The sequence below is a fragment of the Halobacillus sp. genome, from assembly GCF_049282395.1.
Taxonomy (GTDB): Bacteria; Bacillota; Bacilli; order Bacillales; family Halobacillaceae; genus Halobacillus.
This window is the reverse complement of sequence record NZ_JBAPTY010000171.1, coordinates 1-16,819: the sequence shown is the minus strand read 5'-3', so window position 1 is coordinate 16,819 and position 16,819 is coordinate 1. Positions and strand designations below refer to the sequence as shown.

Below are 16,819 nucleotides of genomic sequence, written 5' to 3'. Positions count from 1 at the left end.
ATGCTGCACTTCAAGCGAAGCCTCCGATCATGGTAACCCATGCACCAGGTCACATGCTCATTACGGATCAACTGGATCCTAATTACGACAGATAAGTACAAGACTCGTTCGTTTTGAACGAGTCTTGTACTGTATTAAATGCCGGCCCCAGCCCTGGTAAGTTTCTATGTTACGCTTATTGCAATTGTTCAATAAGTAAGGTGAACCATTTTTTCTGGAGATGAGAATGTGAGTAGGGCTGTCATTCTCTTATGAGTGTGCTTTATGCTCTCGGCGTGCTCAAACCATTCAGAAGAAATTCGATTAAGCGGCGAGATTACAAGAATCGAAGGGGACATGGTATCTATTGGGCACAATGAGATCATAGTTAATGATGGGGACAAATTTAAGATAGGCCAGTAAGTGGAAGCTGTGTTGATTGATCCCACATCAACAGAAGCGTGGACGCCTCATGAATAGGATGTGAAAAGCATTCAGATTTTGAATGATTAGCTGACCAATAAGTATAATGCATCACTATAGACTATTTTCAATAGCAATCGTGGTAATCAGGCAGCATACAAATCCAAGAAGTATGATGTTCATGACGATATCGTATGATCGCTGCATCTGTAGAAAGAAGCCCGTTAGCAAGGCTGCTGCACCTAGCAACCTCAGGATTTTTAGAATGATATTTGTTCTCATTAAAGCACTCCCGTTTAGAATAGAGTTTATATACCCCATACCCTCATCCAATATTGAAAAAACTGGAACCGGAATTAATTGTACAAATAGAAATAGCTAATGGTATATAGCCTATTCCTCTGAAGAAGTGCTTCATCAGTAAGTAACCAGCCTAAAAAAAGAAACACCGTAAAGGAGAAAAAATCATGACACAGTCACTAATTTTTGATATGGATGGAACTCTGTTTCAAACCGACAAAATTTTAGAGTTATCTTTGGAAGATACGTTTAATCAGCTAAGATTACAAAATAAATGGAATGATGCCACTCCGATAGATCACTATCGAGAGATTATGGGAGTACCACTCCCGAAAGTGTGGGCGTCTCTCTTACCTAATCATTCAGAAGAGGTAAGGGAAGAGGCTAACACCTATTTTCTAGACCGTTTGATAAATAATATAAAAACAGGGCAAGGGGCTCTATACCCTCATGTGGAGGAAGTTTTCCGTTATTTAAAAGAAAATCAATACGCAATTTACATAGCAAGTAATGGATTAACAGAGTATTTAAATGCCATCGTGGACTATTACGAATTAGATGAATGGGTGACGGAAACGTTCAGCATTCAAGAGATCAAGACGCTCGATAAAGCAGATTTAGTCCAGCACATTATGAAAAAATATGAGATTAGCCAGGGAATTGTCGTTGGAGACCGGCTGTCCGATTTCCGTGCCGCTAAAGAAAATGGGCTGAAGGCTATTGGGTGCCGTTTTGATTTTGCCCGTGAAGAAGAACTTGCTGAAGCTGATCGGGTCATAGAAGATTTAATGGAATTACAAAGTATTGGGGAACAAATGAATTAATTCGTAGACAAATTTATAAGATTTGAAGAAGGTAATAAGAACTATACGGCGAATTTCTTAAAGTCGATAGAAGTATCGTATTGAATTTGATGTAACTGACGGATCGGCAGGTCCTTTAAAACATATTGATCCTGTTGAAGTAGACCAGGATAAATTTGAAACCCGTACTTGATAAGTTTAAAGGACGACCTCGTACTTAGTTTGTTTTAAAAAACTAAAGGTAGATCGTCTGGGGCTTCGTCATTGGGATCTGATTTTTCATTTTTAAGGGGGCTTATGAATGGTTTTAATTACAGCTTCAAGTGGTGGTTTAAATATTGGAGACATGATTGTTCAATTGATTTTCTTCGCAATTTTGATATTAATTATAACGGGCATTACTTCATTCGCTGTTTCATTTAAAAAAAGAGGAAAACAGTTAGATCGAATTGAAGAGAAATTGAATCAAATGAGCGACAGAGGACAATAACTGAAAATACTTCTCTTCCAAATTTGAGAATAATCCGGGCAAGAACTTCGAACCATTCGAAGTTCTTTTTTTCTAACATGAGTTAAATGAATATTCCAAGCCAGACGGCATTGATCATCGCTAAAACAAGAATGATCTTTTCGTAGGCAGAAACCTGTTCATAATCATGCATGCTCATTTTGAAAATCAAATAGATAGAAGCGCTGGCCATTGCTACAACGCCGAGAGCGGCGACTCCTCGATCTGCACCGAGCCAAAAAGCACATAGCGCTGTAATAGTGAAATACATTAATGCTGGAAGACGAGCGTAAGCGATGCCGAAGTGATCAGCGGCCCAGACGACACTCGTCTGCTTCATAGGTGTTGCTTTTTTATCGGCTTCCCGGTCAGGAATATGGTGAACCATTACCCAGGCAATGCAAAAAAGAGCATTAATGACGGCATTCTGCATGACCCATTCCGGCAGGGAATCAAGTGTGAGCCACGCACCGGCGAGGCCGAGGAAAAGGACGGACGGGAAGGTCGACAACCATTCACCTAAAAAAGGGCGATAACTGAATTGGAGCGGCGGAAGCGAATAGGACACAGCTCCCCATACTCCTACCGCGAGTAATATACCGAGTTTGTCATAACCGGAAATCAACAGCACAATGATGGTTAGACCTAAAAGCAGAAGCAGCCCTTTTCCGATTCTCCAGAGGTTGGCTGACGAAATAAAGCCAGATTGAATGACGCGGCTTCCGCCCGATAATATGGCTGGACTGTATGTATCGGTGCCGGAGAGATCGTCTACATAATCGTTCAGGATATGAGTGAGAATTCCGTGGATCAGGAATGCGCCAAAGATTAATAGAAGGAATAAAATCATCAACTGATTCGTAGAGAAGGTGAAGTATAAATACAAAGGAAGAACAGTAGAAACAATGGTAGCGATACTGGAGGAGACGACGGCGATAGAGCGCATTAAGAGCCAGACTCCTTTAAGGTTGTGCAAGGCTTGCTTCTGCATGTGGGTGAACTCCTTTTTAATAGAAGATATTCTTCTATTATAAGGGAAGTCCAAAAAGGAAGAAATAGGCACTCGCAGAAAACATAGAATCCTAATCGAATCGAAGTTTATGGATAATTATGTTAAATTAGAGGTGTTAAGGCAGATAAGTATTGAGGGGATGATCAGATGAATTCTGGTTTAGAAAGGGCTGGATTTAAAGTTCGGGGGATCGCCTTTATGCTCGACTTTTTAATTTTAAGTATCCCCTTCGCTTTCTTATTTTCTATCGTAAACGATGATTTTTCTCTAGAATTTACACAAGGGTTTTCCTGGGATATAGGGTACGGTTTCTATTTGACCGTTCTCCCTGTGATATGGAGCGGCTATATTATCGGTAAAAGAATCTTTAGGATTCATGTTGTTAAAGTTAACGGCAAGCGTCTTACATTGCTGGACATGTTTATACGCGAAATCATAGGAAAGCTGGGCTTAGCTTACTTAACTTTTGGGCTCAGCAGTGTGATCAGTGCAGCTATGGTTGCGTTTTTAAAGGACAGACGATCCATCCATGACCATTTATCTGGAACATGTGTAGACCATTCATACTGACACGATGTGGTAGGGTTTTGTATTTTCTTTAAAGCGATTTCTGCTAAATGAGCTAGCTGAATCAAAGGTTTCAGGAGGAGATTACTTGTTTGCTAATATTCTGTGGGGACTATTTTTACTTCTGTTTGTAGCTATGATGATTTATCTCGATAAACGAAAACACAAGAAACGCTATTATACTCATGGAATGAAAAAGGGAGAGAAAACGGAAAAAGAAGTAGACCGGGCGATTGAAAAAGAGAAATCCTTTAGAGGCGGTCCGCCTGGTCCTCCCTGGAGGTGGAGGTGGATTCTGATGTGTTTTCGAAAGGAGAGACGAAATGATCCATGTAGTCGTATCCATTATTGTAATCGGGGCACTGGTTGGATCTGTTATCTTTACGGTTAGAAAGAGAAAAAAGCTGGGATATACGGACTTCAAAAGTGCATTAACACCTATTTGTTTTTATCTGATCGCGGTAACACAGCTTATGGCGTACTGGTTTGATCTTCTAGGCCTGATCAGTTGGGGAGTTACAATGGGACTCTTACTCCTTGGGGCATACTTTACTAAGTATTCGATCAGAACCGAAGCATAATTGAATAGGTAAGTTGATTTATGGATTGATAGTGGACATGAGTACGGTATACTTCCGGGTCATGGCCACTTTTTTTAATGAAAAGCTAAACGTATTCACCATGGTTGTTTTATGAAATAAAAGGATATTTAATCATTCAATTATACGGGGAATAAAAACTTATAAAATTGTAAACTTTATGCAGGTAATTTGTAGCAAATGTCGAAATTGTTGAAAAGAATTTACGAATGTACCTAAAAAAATAAGTAATTAAGAAGGAGGGTAAAATGACCCAGATTTGCATAAATTGTTCTCACCCCGTAAGTAATGAAAGCTTCTGTGGTCAATGTGGACAAGCTCAGAATTGTCCCGGCTGCAAAACCCTCTTCTCAAAGCCAACTATTTATTGTCACGAATGTGGGAAGCATGTGGGGCATATGGATGAGAAGAGTGATTCTACACGCGCCAACCGTAAACTTGCTTTTATTTGGCTTATCCCATGTATTGTAATATTATGGTTGATTATCATTTCTTCTTCCTCATTAAATTCAGATGTTTTTGGTTTCTTGTCTTTAATTGAAACACCCGAAAAGACGGTAGAGGATTTCTTTACTGCTATTGAAGCTGGAGAACTATTGGAGGTTGAACAGTATCTACATCCCTCTATTCCATGGGATCCTGTCTCAAACAATGGTTTTATTCCTGAGAATGCATCAATAGAGATATTGAACATAGAAAGTGATGTATCTGAAAATATTGCTGTATTAAATGTAATGGTAGAGATATATCCGGAACCCATTTATGGACAAAACCCCAACTTAGTAATTGTAGAATTGGAACGTGTAGATGGAAAATGGTTGATCTATGGGTTAGAGTAACTTGTATTCGAGGACATGTATCTATAATAAGTCCTATTTAAGTAAGAATTAAGACTTGTAGGGAGGATGTTTATATGAATGCATGGTTTATGGATGAATTTTCTTAGTAAGGAGGTGTGGTTATTTAGATTAAGATTAATACTTATTTTTATTTACAAACAGTGAAGGATGATAAGATGAAATGTACAAATTGCGGTAATGAACAAAGTTCAGGTAAGTTTTGTGGAGTGTGCGGAAGTAGTTTAAGTACCGAAGGAAATTCTAATTCCGAGGTTGCAGCTACTCATGTTAGTGGTGTAAATGAAAATGCGTCATTGTCTATGGATAAGGTTAAGCAGTTTTCTGGAGAATATGGCCAGACTTCGCTCGATTTTTTGAAGCGTCCTGTATCCGCTTTACAAGCTACTGAAGCTTCTGTTGTTCAAGGTTTGATAAGTTTGTTTCTTTATATGGTGACATTTACATTGAGTATTTACTTTTTAGTGAACACCCTCTTCAAACAAGCCAGTGGATTTTTTATGGAAAGTCAGTCTCTTCCATTTTTTGCGGTGGGTTCCCGGATATTTGTAGTTTCCTTGATAGGTATTGCAGTTAGTTTTGCTGTTCTATTCATTGTATCTAAATTTTTGAATCTTACTTTAAGTTTAAGAAGTGGAATAGCTCAATACGGCGGGGTTTTAATACCTTTTGTGGGCGTGAATCTGCTAGCAATTGTATTTGGCTTAAGTGGGGCTATAGTACTTACAGTAACTACATTAAGCATTTCAGCATTCTTTGCCCTATTAATTGTTCCTACCCTGTTTATTTATCACCATGGGATTACCAAAATGCCAGAAAAAAATATCTTTTACTGGAGTACCGGCACTAGTCTGTCTATACTAATAATCTCTTATTTAATAATACGTGGAATGGCTGTCAACACTTTGAGAGATATAGAATCCTTCCTCAACTTCTTTTAAAAAACTATAATCACCACACTACATAATGCTGAATGGCTGTTTATTTTAAATTTTAACAATAGTAATGAACCATAAAAGAAGGATGAGTGATGCAGGAAAGGAGAAATAGTTGTGAACTATTGTACACACTGTGGAAGTCCCGTTGAGAAGGATGAACATTTTTGTACATCCTGTGGAAAAAATCAACATGAAGAAGGAGCCAGTACGAAAGAAAAACAGTCTGAAACTCAAAAGGTGCACAGGAAACCTCTGACACGAAAAACAAAAATTATTGCAACTGTTTCAGTGGCGGTGATCATTCTTTTAATTGGTACTCATATTGCCATATCATCTGCGCTTGATCCACTCAAAAAAGTTCAGGCTATGGATCGTGCTTTGACAGATCGAGATGCCAAAGCGTTTTTTAACCACGTAGAAGTGGATAAGGAAGCCTTACTAGATAAAGATAAATACTTAGAATTTATTCATCAAGGTGATTGGGAGTCGCTGAGAATGCAATTTACAGATGAATTTCATTCGGAAGACTCTCAACCCTTTGATTCGACTGTAAAAGATTACAATGGAAATGATTTATTTGTAGTAAAAAGGAATACGATTGTACCTGGTTTATATCATAGCTACGAGATTGAGGCTATACCTAATAATGTAGTCGCTTCAGCAACTATGGACAAGACTACGGTTAACATGGGAGATCATACTGCAAAAGTGAAAGAAGCGGGAGAGGTTGTGGAACTAGGTAAAGCATATCCCGGGGAATACGGTATTGAGGGATCTTCTTCTAATGATTTTGGTGAATTTAGTTATGAGGAAACTGTGTCTGTATATCCTAATGAGGCAAAAGAAACGGAAGTTCTTGCTCATTTCCCTGAAGAAACGTATAGAATTGAAACGAACCATTCTGATGCTACTTTGTTTATTAATGGAAAAAGCACCAAGAAGAAATTATCTGAATATCAGGCTCTAGGGCCTTTTCCAGAAGAAGAGGTAGTGCTACATGCAGAGTGGAAAGATGAAGAAGGTAAGAATCTTCAAACCGAATCCATAAATCCGGACTCTAACATGTGGGGTTCATTAGTATTCGAGTTTGAAGAAGAGGAAGAGATAGAGAAAGAAATTCCAGTTTACGAAACCGAGACAGAAGATGAAGAAGTAGAGTCTGTGGATGCTAATATGTGGACTTCAGTAGATGCTGAAGAACATGTATTGGGATTTAGAGATTCATATGAAAGTGCTTTAAATGACCGTGATTATGACCAGGTGGCCCCTTATCTCGAAGAAGGCAGTAAAGCTGAAGAAGATATTGCAGAATATATAGGAGACTTGAAAGATAAGGGTTACAACTATGAATTCACGAATAATGAAATAATAGAAGTAGAAGAAAAGAGTGATGCTGCTTTTATCATAACAACAAACGAAGAATTTATTTTCACAAACCATAAGGATGAACAGATTCATTATGATCGAATTAAAAATTATACTGTACATGTGAATGGGGATGGCTTGAAAATATCTGAAATTGATATTGATGAAACCGAACGAAATGATTTATAAAATAAAGAAGAGGGGATCGAAAAAATTGATCCTCTCTCTTTGTTAATCACAACTTTTTCACACGAAAATTACTTTGCAGCACAGGCCAATTTTGTGGAAAAGGACTCCCGAGAACCCAATAGCTTGCCCCCCTCAGTCCGTAAATTTTGATGGTATCATATTTCGCTTGAACACTTCGCGCATCCTCAAACCATACTTCGTGTTCCTGGCCACTGTTATCGGTATATCGGAAGAAGGGAGATTGGTATTCTTCATTATACTGAATAGCTACTCCATAGTTTGCAGCCAGCTGCACGGCTTCCACCGGACTTACGGTTCGGGCGAGCGTTCCTTCCACCCAGGGAATCTTCCAGTCGCGTCCATAGAGCGGCATCCCCATAAGTATTTTATCTCTAGGAATAACGGTTACGGCGTAATCAAGCACTTCTCTCACTTTGTTAATCGGTGCAATCGCCCACGGTCTCCCTCCGGCCCATCCCCACTCATAGGTCATAAGAACAATGAAATCTACAATGTTAGCCTGGGTTTCATAATCATGAGCTTCATAGAGAAGTCCCTGCTGATCAGCGCTGATTTTAGGGGCAAGGGCAGTGGAGACGAGAAAACCTTGGGGCCGCAATCTGTCAGTTAAACGGCGCAAGAAATCATTGTAATTATCCCGATCTGTTTGATACACGTATTCAAAATCAACATTCACCCCTCTGTACCCTTTTTGACCCATCACCTCCAGCAAATTGGTGATTAGTGTATCCTGAAGTTGTGGGCTTCTAAGAAGGGTTGCGGCCAGATCGGAATCAAAGGATCCATCTGAAAAGTTAGTGAGGACAAGAAGTGGGAGTGCTCCTGTCGAAGCGGCAGCGTCCAGCACAGGCTGTTCATCTCGTTGCGTTATACTTCCATCTGCCTGAATGGCATACATAAAAAGTGAGAGGTAGGTAAAGTTTCGGCCCAGCGTCCGGACTTCCTGGCTGCCAGACACATTGAGCTTTGTCGTGTAGGCATTTACTTCGATTAAAGGGCGAGGCAGTGCAGGGACTCTTAATGTCTGCCCAGGATATATGAGAGTAGGGTTTGCGATCGAATTCACCTGCGCCAGTTGGTTAACCGTAGTACCGTAACGAGAAGCAATGCTCCACAAATTTTCCCCCGGTTTCACCTCATGGGAGAAGTAGGGAAGGATCAGCATCTCACCCGCATAAATTTGTGCAGGGTTCGTAATATTATTCACTTCGGCTAGCTCTTCGATTGATACGCCGATGCGCTGAGCAATGGCATATACACTATCCCCCGGCTGCACCACATATTCACGAACCGGGTCAGGAATCACAAGGCTCTGCCCAATGACGAGAGTATCAGGGTTGTTCAGCTGGTTGAGAAGAACAATCTGATTCATATCAGATCCGTATTTTTGTGAAATTCTCCATAACGAGTCTCCTTGCTCCACCACATGAATTTGCATAGCCACGCTCCTTCGTTATTGTCACTATATATCATGTTATTCAAAATAGACATGTCCTAGTTTTAAGCTTTGCTTATAGCTGAGGAAACAGAAATATAGATTTCCCTGTATAAAGTTCCATAATTTTGAACCCAATTTGTTTCGTATTCGTAAAATTGATATTAGAAGAGAATTTCTTTTTCAGAAAAGAGGTGTCTATACCTGTGGAGATAGTTGCTGCTTTATTCGTTATCGTATTAGCAGTGGTCGCAGATTTCTTCTGGTTTGATGTAGATCGAAAACGCTGGGGCTGGATGAAGAAGTGGACAAAGGTTCAAAGAGCCATGTTTCTTACTGGACTAGTCACTATATCTTTCATCGTTTACTTAGGTATGAGCATTTATTGATTCATTATGTAAAGTGTAAATAGAAAAGGGTGTTCCCTCCCAAGGAAACACCCTTTTCTTCATGTTATTATCTCTAAAAAAAAGGAGGTTCACGAGTGACAAGCGGTTTGTAGAAAGCTGTTCTCCTTGTCATAATCAGTTTTTCCTGATCGAGCCACCAGTCAGATTTCATGGTTTGAAACGCATTCATAAGCACATGTTCAACAGACTGTGGAGCAATGACTGATTCGTCTTTCGTGTAATTCTGATCAAGGTTATAGATGGCACTGCGTCCTTTATAATTCTGTTCGCTACCTGAAAAATTAGCCACAATGACAGCGGCCTGGGCTCCTTTAGCGACTGCATCCCATGTAGAGACTGTGCCTTTGGGGTAAGGTTTTGCGAACATATCCTGATTCATTGTGAGTTCCGTTCCATACTGACCGTTCCAACTAGTTGGAATACAAATCATATCAGCCCTTTTAACAGCGAGTACACTGGCCACCTCAGGAAAGACAGCGTCATACCCTATCATCATTCCAATACGTCCAAACCCGTTGACCGGGGTGATGGAGATGTGTTTGCCTGGAGTCGCCCATTTTTCATCACGTTCATCAAGATGAATTTTGCGGTGTTTTCCTATGACTTCTCCCTCTGGATTAACTATAATCGCTGAATTATAGTAATGTGGCAGTTCCTTTTCTGCAAAACCGAAGACGATGTGAGCAGCTTCTTCTTTTGCGAGTTTCTTCATCTCTTTGACTGTCCGACCGTCATCGGTTTCTGAATAATCATGAATATCCCTCTTTTTCCTGGCGTGAACGGGTCCAATTAACGAGAGCTCCGGCAGGACAATTAAATTCACATCATCATCAACTTTTTTCTGGATAAGTTCTTTTACTTTTTCCAAATTTGCTTTTTTATTTCCGATATCTGGTTCGTATTGGAGGGCAGCGGCCTTGATATCACGCGATACCGTATTTTTCGTGTAATCCCATGGTCCAAGAAACAGCATGAGGTCTTTATAGGAATCCATTCGGCGCTCGAGCAGCCGGTCTTTGCCCGGGTTTTTAAACTGTGCTGGATCAATTTCACCGTACAAAAATAAATCGTCCGTACCATTTTCATTCCTTGAGACAGGAGCTTCGGAAAGCTTTTTTCCGTAAGGAGACCACAAGGCACTAGAACCGATCATCTGAAAATCTTCTTCTTTGTCCGTACGGTTTGCACTAATTACATAAAGGCCGTTCATTTCCGCCCAGTGCTGCAGCATTGAGATGGAAGCACTGGACGAGTTAGTAGGAAAGCAGAGAATATCGGCTCCGTTTACGGCTGCAAGACGCGCAGATTCCAAATAGGCAGAGTCCTGGCAGATGATCATCGCAATATTGCCAATGTCCGTTTCATAAACAGGGCAGCCGATGTCCCCCCAGCACGACCAATAATTTTCCACCACCCATTGATGGATCTTTCGATATTTTCCAATGTATCCGTGAGGGCCAACAAGCGCGGATGAGTTGTAATAAAGCCCTGACTCTAAATCCTCCTCCGCCATACCGACCACAATATAAACCCCGAACTCTTCAGCTATTTCAGAAAAATGATCTGTCGTAAGGCCGGGAATGGTGTCTACATAGGTACTTATCGCGGATCGGTCCAGATAATGGTAACCTGTCGTCGACATTTCCGGTGTAACGATCAGTTTGGCCCCATTCTTTGCAGCTTCCCTTACTTTGGACTTGAGCTCGCGTATATTCGCATTCCGCCGGTTAAGCTTTGGATTAAATTGAATGGATGCCGTTTTGAAAGGCTCTATTCGTTTATGGATATTTCCCACCTCCTGAAAAGTCTCTCCTTTTACCATACCTGACTCTCCCGATCCTTTACTAGTCAAATGTAATGTAAATTATATCCTCCTATGCCAAAGTATGTTTGAAAATTCATAAGAAAGGAAAGAGGTAAGAGATTTATATTTATCTCGAATGGAGGACAATTATGGCAAAACAGAAGGTGAAGAATCGATGGCTGATTGCTTTATGTGCGGTAGGGATACATATTTCCATTGGCTCCGTGTACGCGTGGAGTAACTTTACCAATCCTTTAATAGAGGAATTTGGGTGGAGTTCGTCGCAAGTACAATTTACATTTAGTTTAGCTATCTTATTCCTAGGATTATCTGCTGCTTTTCTTGGCTGGTATGTGGAAAAGTATGGCCCGCGCGTAGCTGGTATTACGGCTGCCATATTTTTTGGAATTGGAGTATTCGGCTCAGGATTTGCTGTTAATCTCGGATCATTGTGGGCTTTGTATTTATTTTATGGAGTACTTGGAGGAATTGGACTCGGTGTGGGTTATATAGCACCTGTCTCTACATTGGTTAAATGGTTCCCTGACCGACGCGGACTTGCAACCGGCATGGCTATTATGGGCTTTGGTTTTGCGGCCGCAATTGCCAGTCCTGTCATGAACTGGTTAATCGGTTCAGTAGGAATTGCTATGACGTTTTATATTTTAGGAGCTTCCTATTTTGTTATTATGATTCTATCTTCTCTCTACATGTCACGTCCGCCAGAAGGATGGACGCCGGAGGGGTATGATGACTCAGAGGAAGAGGATGTAGATAAGATGGATCTTGCATTCATCGGAGCGAAGGAAGCCTTGAAGAAGAAGCGTTTCTATTATCTATGGATCATGCTGTTTATTAATGTTACCTGTGGGATCGCTGTAATATCCGCTGCAAAACCGCTTGCGGAAAACAGTGTAGGGATGACCTCGGCAGCGGCTGCTTCTCTAGTAGGAATTATGGGACTATTTAATGGTGGCGGGCGAATTGCCTGGGCCACCGCATCTGATTATATTGGACGTTCCACGACCTACTTAATTTTCTTTGCTATTCAAATCGTGCTGTTCATCGTGTTGCCTATGACGACGTCGGTCACGCTGTTTGTTATTTTCTTTGGGATTATTTATACGTGTTATGGAGGAGGATTCTCAACCATCCCTGCCTTCATCGGTGACTTGTTCGGAACGAAGGAACTCGGAGCTATTCACGGTTATATCTTAACCGCATGGGCAGCTGCCGGCTTAGTAGGTCCATCTTTTGCCGCTTTCATGCGGGATACAGTGGGCAGTTATGAAAGCAGCTTGATTTATTTTGCTGGTTTGTTCGTCGTTGCTTTGATTGTCTCGATTTTAACGAAAGTGGACATTCGCCGCTTAAAAGCGAATATAAGACATTCGGAAGATCAGCGAAAAGCTCAATAACAGAAATCAAAAAGCCGCTCTTACGATAAGAGCGGCTTTTTTAATAGCATTATTTTGACTGAGATTTCTTTTTTTCAGAGTTTTTACGAGACCAATAGATACCTAAGAAAATGACTAGGGCTAATACGACAAGGATGATGATCAGGGTAGTGTTCGAGTTGCTGGGTTCTTCAGAGCCTTCGGATGAAGATGTGGAGTCCCCGGCGTTTGCCTGATCCGATGATACTTCGGTAAATTCCTCTGACTTTTCGCCAGTGTATAGTTCGGATTCACTTAGAGTTCGAATATCTTCAAGCGGCTGAATGTAAACATTTCCGTCCTGGCTTCCAGATATATAATGTTCGTTCATAATAATCGCGCCGGCCGGGGCAAGCGTACCGCCAAGCTTCATCTGGTTAACCAACTCGCCGGATTCTGCTTCAAAAGTGAAGACGTCTCCCGCTGCGTTACCAAAATAAACATATTCGTTATAGGCAACAGGAGGGGCTTTATTGACGCCGCCTTCATACTCCCATTTCATCTCTTTAGCTTCTGTATCAAAGGCGTAGAATTTTTGTGTAATCGGGCTTCCCACAAAAATGGTTCCATCCTGCAGGACAGGAGCACCGGATTTATTGTTTTTTACATGCTCTCCTGTGCCCAGGGATTCTTTATGCGTGATTTCACCCGTTTCTTTGTCCATTTCATACAGCATATGTTCATACATATTGTCTCCCTCGGCTTTTACGAGGGCAGTGGTATAGATCGAAGTTTCACTTACGACAGGGGGCACGTCATCGAGCCCTGCCGCCACTTGGTCAAATTCCGTTTCCCATTTTCGTTCCTGATTGGCAAGATTGATGGCATTAAAATGAAACTGATCTGCACTTCCACCTCCGCCTACATAAAGAGTATCCCCTTCAATGACGGGAGAGGACATACTGACGATACTTCCGAGGTCAAACTGCCAGTCCAGTTCCCCTGATTCCCGGTTCACGCCATATAGCTGTTCATCCCCTGCCGTGATATAGACATGATCTCCATGGATGGCGGGTGTAGGCATGACTTCTCCATTCGTATCAAACTTCCATACGGTTTCTCCTGTTTCTGCATCTACAGCCAGGACTCCGCTTTCTCCGGTTCCACGGTTACCATTTTCCTGATAATAACGGTTCCCGTAGCCTACGAAAAGAACGCCGTCTTTGTATACCATTTCTGAATGTACCCAGTTAGGGGCAGAAGACTTCCATAGACGATCGCCACTTTTTACATTAAAGGCTTGCAGGCTTCCGGTATTGTGGTTTCCGATGTAGAGGGTGTCATTAACCACTACTGGAGTAGCCCTGAGCTGGTTGTCGGTGGGGTATTTTTTTCGGATGGTTTCATCTACGGATCCTCCGTGGGCAGGGTTATTTGTTTTGTTTAACCGGTATTGTTCCCAGGAGTCTGGGCCGAAGACTGCGGCTGAAACATTGACAGGGAGTAGAAAACTTAGCAGTAACCCAAGTCCTGAGAGACAAATTAAATGTTTAATTTTTACTTTCAATTATGTACACATCCTCTCTTGTTTTGGTATGTATTCCCTTATATTAAAGGCTAACACTCTTTTTTTACCAATGCACCATTGAACAAGCCATACGTGGAAAACGGTACAAACTGCGGATATGCAGGAGCAGATGATTAATGGTAAGGGAGCGATCAAATTAAACTATGTCAGCAAATAGAAAAAGCACAACACGCTGCTGGGCTCGTGTTGTGCTTCTTGAATCTTTATGCTCGACGTTTCACCATATCAATGTACAGCTGTTTGTAGGCGTGATGCTCTTCTTTCATGCCCACTTCTTGATACAGTTTAGCAAGCCACTGGACTGGTCGATGGTCTTCTTCACGAAGTTCCATATCAAAACTCATACACTCAATGGCTTTTTGAGGCTGGCGGAATTCATGATAAAGTTCGCCTAACTTCATTTGCTGGTTCGGATCCTCGATTAGTTCGTTCATCAGGTCAACTTTTTTTATAATGGGTTCTGCCTGGGGGTGGTGCTTGAGCGGCTCTGCCCATTTTTTGATATACGAAATCTCATGTTCATCCAGCAGGGAACTGATCGCCTGGGTAAGAATCTCAGCTGCCTCGGGGTCGCCGCTTTCCAGCAAATGGCCGAGAAGCATCTGTAATTCTTCAGTGGTCAATTCCTCTGCTGCGTCCTCATTTCCTTTAACCATCTTCACTAATTGATCGGATTGGTGAGGGGTTAAAGTGAGTCCAGTTTGGTGGATCAGTTTTAAGATATCCTTGAATTTTTCATTTTCGATATAAGCATGCAGTAAATCCTGCTGCAGAGTCTCAATGGTCAGGCCCCTTTTATACAAATCTTCAAGCAGGTAGAGTCGGTCTAAGTCCTCGAAGCGGCTGTCTATCAGCTCCTGCAGGGATGCATAATCTTTTGGTTCCTGTGTGTGGACAGCTTGCTGAATCGAGATCGCCAGCAAGTCATTTATTCGGCCTTGTTTAGCATACATATTTGATAATTTCTGAAATGACTGATCATGGTGCTTGGAAGAATACAATTTTTTCTCCAGATAAATTGGATCGGAGGATAGAATCGTCTCATCATTGTTTTTGTAACGCTCATCATATCGGTTGAAATCAAGATCTCCTGAAAATGCGTCCGCTAAACGATGATGTGGGGAGAACTCTTTAAGGATGTGAAGAATTCGATAACATGAAAGTAATTTCCCGTCACGGCGTTCTTTGTAAAAAAGGGATTCGATAAAGTTTGATAATTTTTCTTTGTTAATAAAGGATTCGAAGTAAGTGGCAATCAAAGCCGTTTCCTGCAAACTATAATAGTTCTGGAGTTTTTTAAATAATCCATTAAAACTTCGCTTGCTGAACTGAGGCTGGGAGGAGAGGACGAAATCGATCAGCGGGTGAGGAGGTATGAATACAATCCCTTTTTGGAAGGCTTTATTCACATAAGACCGCTTGGTCAATTTCTTCGCGGAAGCATAATTCAAATACTGACCTTTATGAAAAAAAAGATAGTACGTTTCATCTTGATCATTGACGGCTTCAATAATTTTACACTGGTTGAAGATCGCCATTCGCTGGACTTGCAACTGGGATTCCTGCTTATTTTCTTTAACCGTTACAGTAGAAAAGGGCATAAATCAACCTCCTTATCGTTACTATTATCTTACCACGAAAGAGAGGGGGAAAGATAGTTGGGGCATTGTGGCAGAAGCGATAAATTAAAAATTCCAACCCTCTCGTGCATGAGGATTGGAATTTTTTTCTGTATTATTCAGATACGATAAATTCAAAGTTTCCTTCGAATTTTACATCTTTACCTAGCATAAGGCCTCCAGTTTCCATGGCAGCGTTATACGTCATGCCATACGCTTCGCGGTTGACTTTCCCGGTTACGTCGAAGCCAGCTACCGTACTGCCGTCCAAAGGACTCTTGGAAGTTCCGTTATACTCTACGTTGAATGTTTCTTCGTTCGTTACCCCTTTAATCGTAAAATCTCCGGTGATTTTGTATTCATCATCATCTACTTTTTGGATGGATTTACTTTCAAAATTCATATTCGGATACGTTTCTGCTTCAAAGAAGTCACCGGCGCGAAGATGATTATCACGATCTTCATTTCCTGTATCAATCGATTGTACAGGAATTGTTGCTGTGATTTTAGCAGACTCAAGATCTGTAAAGTCACCATTCACCTCTATATTGAAATCAGTAAATTCTCCTTTAGCCTTCGATACCATCATGTGTTTAATTTGAAAGTCGATAGCACTGTGTGCTTGGTCTAGTGTTAGTGTTGACATTTGGCATTCCTCCTTATGATTTTTATCTGCACGATTAAAGGTAACGTAGAAAATAGTTCGAAGTCAAGATATATGATTTAAGAATATATAGTGAAGTTTTTAAACGCAATCTACTAATCCAGATGTAGTCATTCATAAGAATCCATATTATTCCACCTCAGGTCATCCATAAAATTCCACTAAATATTGTATAAATGCTTCTAAAATTTTATATCGAAATCACATAGTATAATTGACATAAAAATTCATGAACGTTATACTGAATTCATAAAATAGTTTGGGGGATGCCCATGAATTATGTCATTGGAATTGATGGCGGAGGTACGAAAACGACCTGTTTGTTTATGGAAGCCGGCCAAAATAAGCTCCCGGCCCAGCCG

Annotated in this window: 16 protein-coding genes; 9 read left to right on the top strand and 7 right to left on the bottom strand. The window is 41.0% G+C overall.

The features are described 5' to 3' along the window. Positions 1-516 precede the first annotated feature (516 nt). Positions 517-684, bottom strand: a complete 168-nt coding sequence (locus WAM07_RS07990) for a hypothetical protein (protein WP_422165961.1) — start codon at positions 682-684, stop codon at positions 517-519. A 185-nt stretch (positions 685-869) separates the two neighbouring features. Between WAM07_RS07990 and WAM07_RS07985 the strand changes: the two genes are divergently transcribed. Then, complete coding sequence (locus WAM07_RS07985; RefSeq protein ID WP_422165960.1) at positions 870-1,526, top strand: HAD hydrolase-like protein; 657 nt, start codon at positions 870-872, stop codon at positions 1,524-1,526. A gap of 280 nt (positions 1,527-1,806) precedes the next feature. Then, on the top strand, positions 1,807-1,995 hold the full coding sequence (locus WAM07_RS07980; protein ID WP_422165959.1) for a hypothetical protein: 189 nt from the start codon (positions 1,807-1,809) through the stop codon (positions 1,993-1,995). 82 nt (positions 1,996-2,077) lie between these two features. Here the strand turns inward: WAM07_RS07980 and WAM07_RS07975 are convergent, their stop codons facing one another. Continuing rightward, positions 2,078-3,004, bottom strand: a complete 927-nt coding sequence (locus WAM07_RS07975; protein WP_422165958.1) for a prenyltransferase — start codon at positions 3,002-3,004, stop codon at positions 2,078-2,080. A 168-nt stretch (positions 3,005-3,172) separates the two neighbouring features. Between WAM07_RS07975 and WAM07_RS07970 the strand changes: the two genes are divergently transcribed. The 5 genes from WAM07_RS07970 to WAM07_RS07950 all read left to right on the top strand — a co-directional run bounded on the left by WAM07_RS07970 (position 3,173) and on the right by WAM07_RS07950 (position 7,540). Beyond that, positions 3,173-3,595, top strand: coding sequence for an RDD family protein (locus tag WAM07_RS07970; RefSeq protein WP_422165957.1), 423 nt, complete (start codon positions 3,173-3,175; stop codon positions 3,593-3,595). Positions 3,596-3,915: 320 nt separating this feature from the next. Beyond that, on the top strand, positions 3,916-4,173 hold the full coding sequence (locus WAM07_RS07965; RefSeq protein WP_422165956.1) for a hypothetical protein: 258 nt from the start codon (positions 3,916-3,918) through the stop codon (positions 4,171-4,173). Positions 4,174-4,580: 407 nt separating this feature from the next. Next, on the top strand, positions 4,581-5,030 hold the full coding sequence (locus WAM07_RS07960; protein WP_422165955.1) for a hypothetical protein: 450 nt from the start codon (positions 4,581-4,583) through the stop codon (positions 5,028-5,030). 176 nt (positions 5,031-5,206) lie between these two features. Further along, complete coding sequence (locus tag WAM07_RS07955; RefSeq protein ID WP_422165954.1) at positions 5,207-5,989, top strand: zinc ribbon domain-containing protein; 783 nt, start codon at positions 5,207-5,209, stop codon at positions 5,987-5,989. A gap of 111 nt (positions 5,990-6,100) precedes the next feature. Next, positions 6,101-7,540 (top strand): TcaA NTF2-like domain-containing protein, encoded by a 1,440-nt coding sequence (locus tag WAM07_RS07950; protein ID WP_422165953.1) that lies wholly within the window; start codon positions 6,101-6,103, stop codon positions 7,538-7,540. A gap of 46 nt (positions 7,541-7,586) precedes the next feature. On the opposite strand, the gene WAM07_RS07945 is transcribed toward WAM07_RS07950, so the two are convergent. Next, positions 7,587-8,999, bottom strand: coding sequence for a LysM peptidoglycan-binding domain-containing protein (locus WAM07_RS07945; RefSeq protein ID WP_422165952.1), 1,413 nt, complete (start codon positions 8,997-8,999; stop codon positions 7,587-7,589). A 203-nt stretch (positions 9,000-9,202) separates the two neighbouring features. Between WAM07_RS07945 and WAM07_RS07940 the strand changes: the two genes are divergently transcribed. Continuing rightward, positions 9,203-9,385, top strand: coding sequence for a hypothetical protein (locus WAM07_RS07940; RefSeq protein ID WP_422165951.1), 183 nt, complete (start codon positions 9,203-9,205; stop codon positions 9,383-9,385). A 73-nt stretch (positions 9,386-9,458) separates the two neighbouring features. Here the strand turns inward: WAM07_RS07940 and WAM07_RS07935 are convergent, their stop codons facing one another. After that, positions 9,459-11,228, bottom strand: coding sequence for a nitrilase-related carbon-nitrogen hydrolase (locus tag WAM07_RS07935; RefSeq protein WP_422165950.1), 1,770 nt, complete (start codon positions 11,226-11,228; stop codon positions 9,459-9,461). A 131-nt stretch (positions 11,229-11,359) separates the two neighbouring features. Here WAM07_RS07935 and WAM07_RS07930 point away from each other — a divergent pair, with 131 nt between their 5' ends. Further along, positions 11,360-12,628, top strand: a complete 1,269-nt coding sequence (locus WAM07_RS07930) for an L-lactate MFS transporter (protein WP_422165949.1) — start codon at positions 11,360-11,362, stop codon at positions 12,626-12,628. 49 nt (positions 12,629-12,677) lie between these two features. Here WAM07_RS07930 and WAM07_RS07925 read toward each other — a convergent pair whose 3' ends face one another. The 3 genes from WAM07_RS07925 to WAM07_RS07915 all read right to left on the bottom strand — a co-directional run bounded on the left by WAM07_RS07925 (position 12,678) and on the right by WAM07_RS07915 (position 16,439). After that, positions 12,678-14,153, bottom strand: coding sequence for a PQQ-binding-like beta-propeller repeat protein (locus tag WAM07_RS07925; RefSeq protein ID WP_422165948.1), 1,476 nt, complete (start codon positions 14,151-14,153; stop codon positions 12,678-12,680). A 224-nt stretch (positions 14,154-14,377) separates the two neighbouring features. After that, positions 14,378-15,775 carry a hypothetical protein gene (locus tag WAM07_RS07920; protein WP_422165947.1) on the bottom strand — a complete coding sequence of 466 codons (1,398 nt, stop codon included), beginning with the start codon at positions 15,773-15,775 and terminating at the stop codon, positions 14,378-14,380. 133 nt (positions 15,776-15,908) lie between these two features. Beyond that, complete coding sequence (locus tag WAM07_RS07915; protein ID WP_422165946.1) at positions 15,909-16,439, bottom strand: YceI family protein; 531 nt, start codon at positions 16,437-16,439, stop codon at positions 15,909-15,911. Positions 16,440-16,819: the final 380 nt, after the last annotated feature.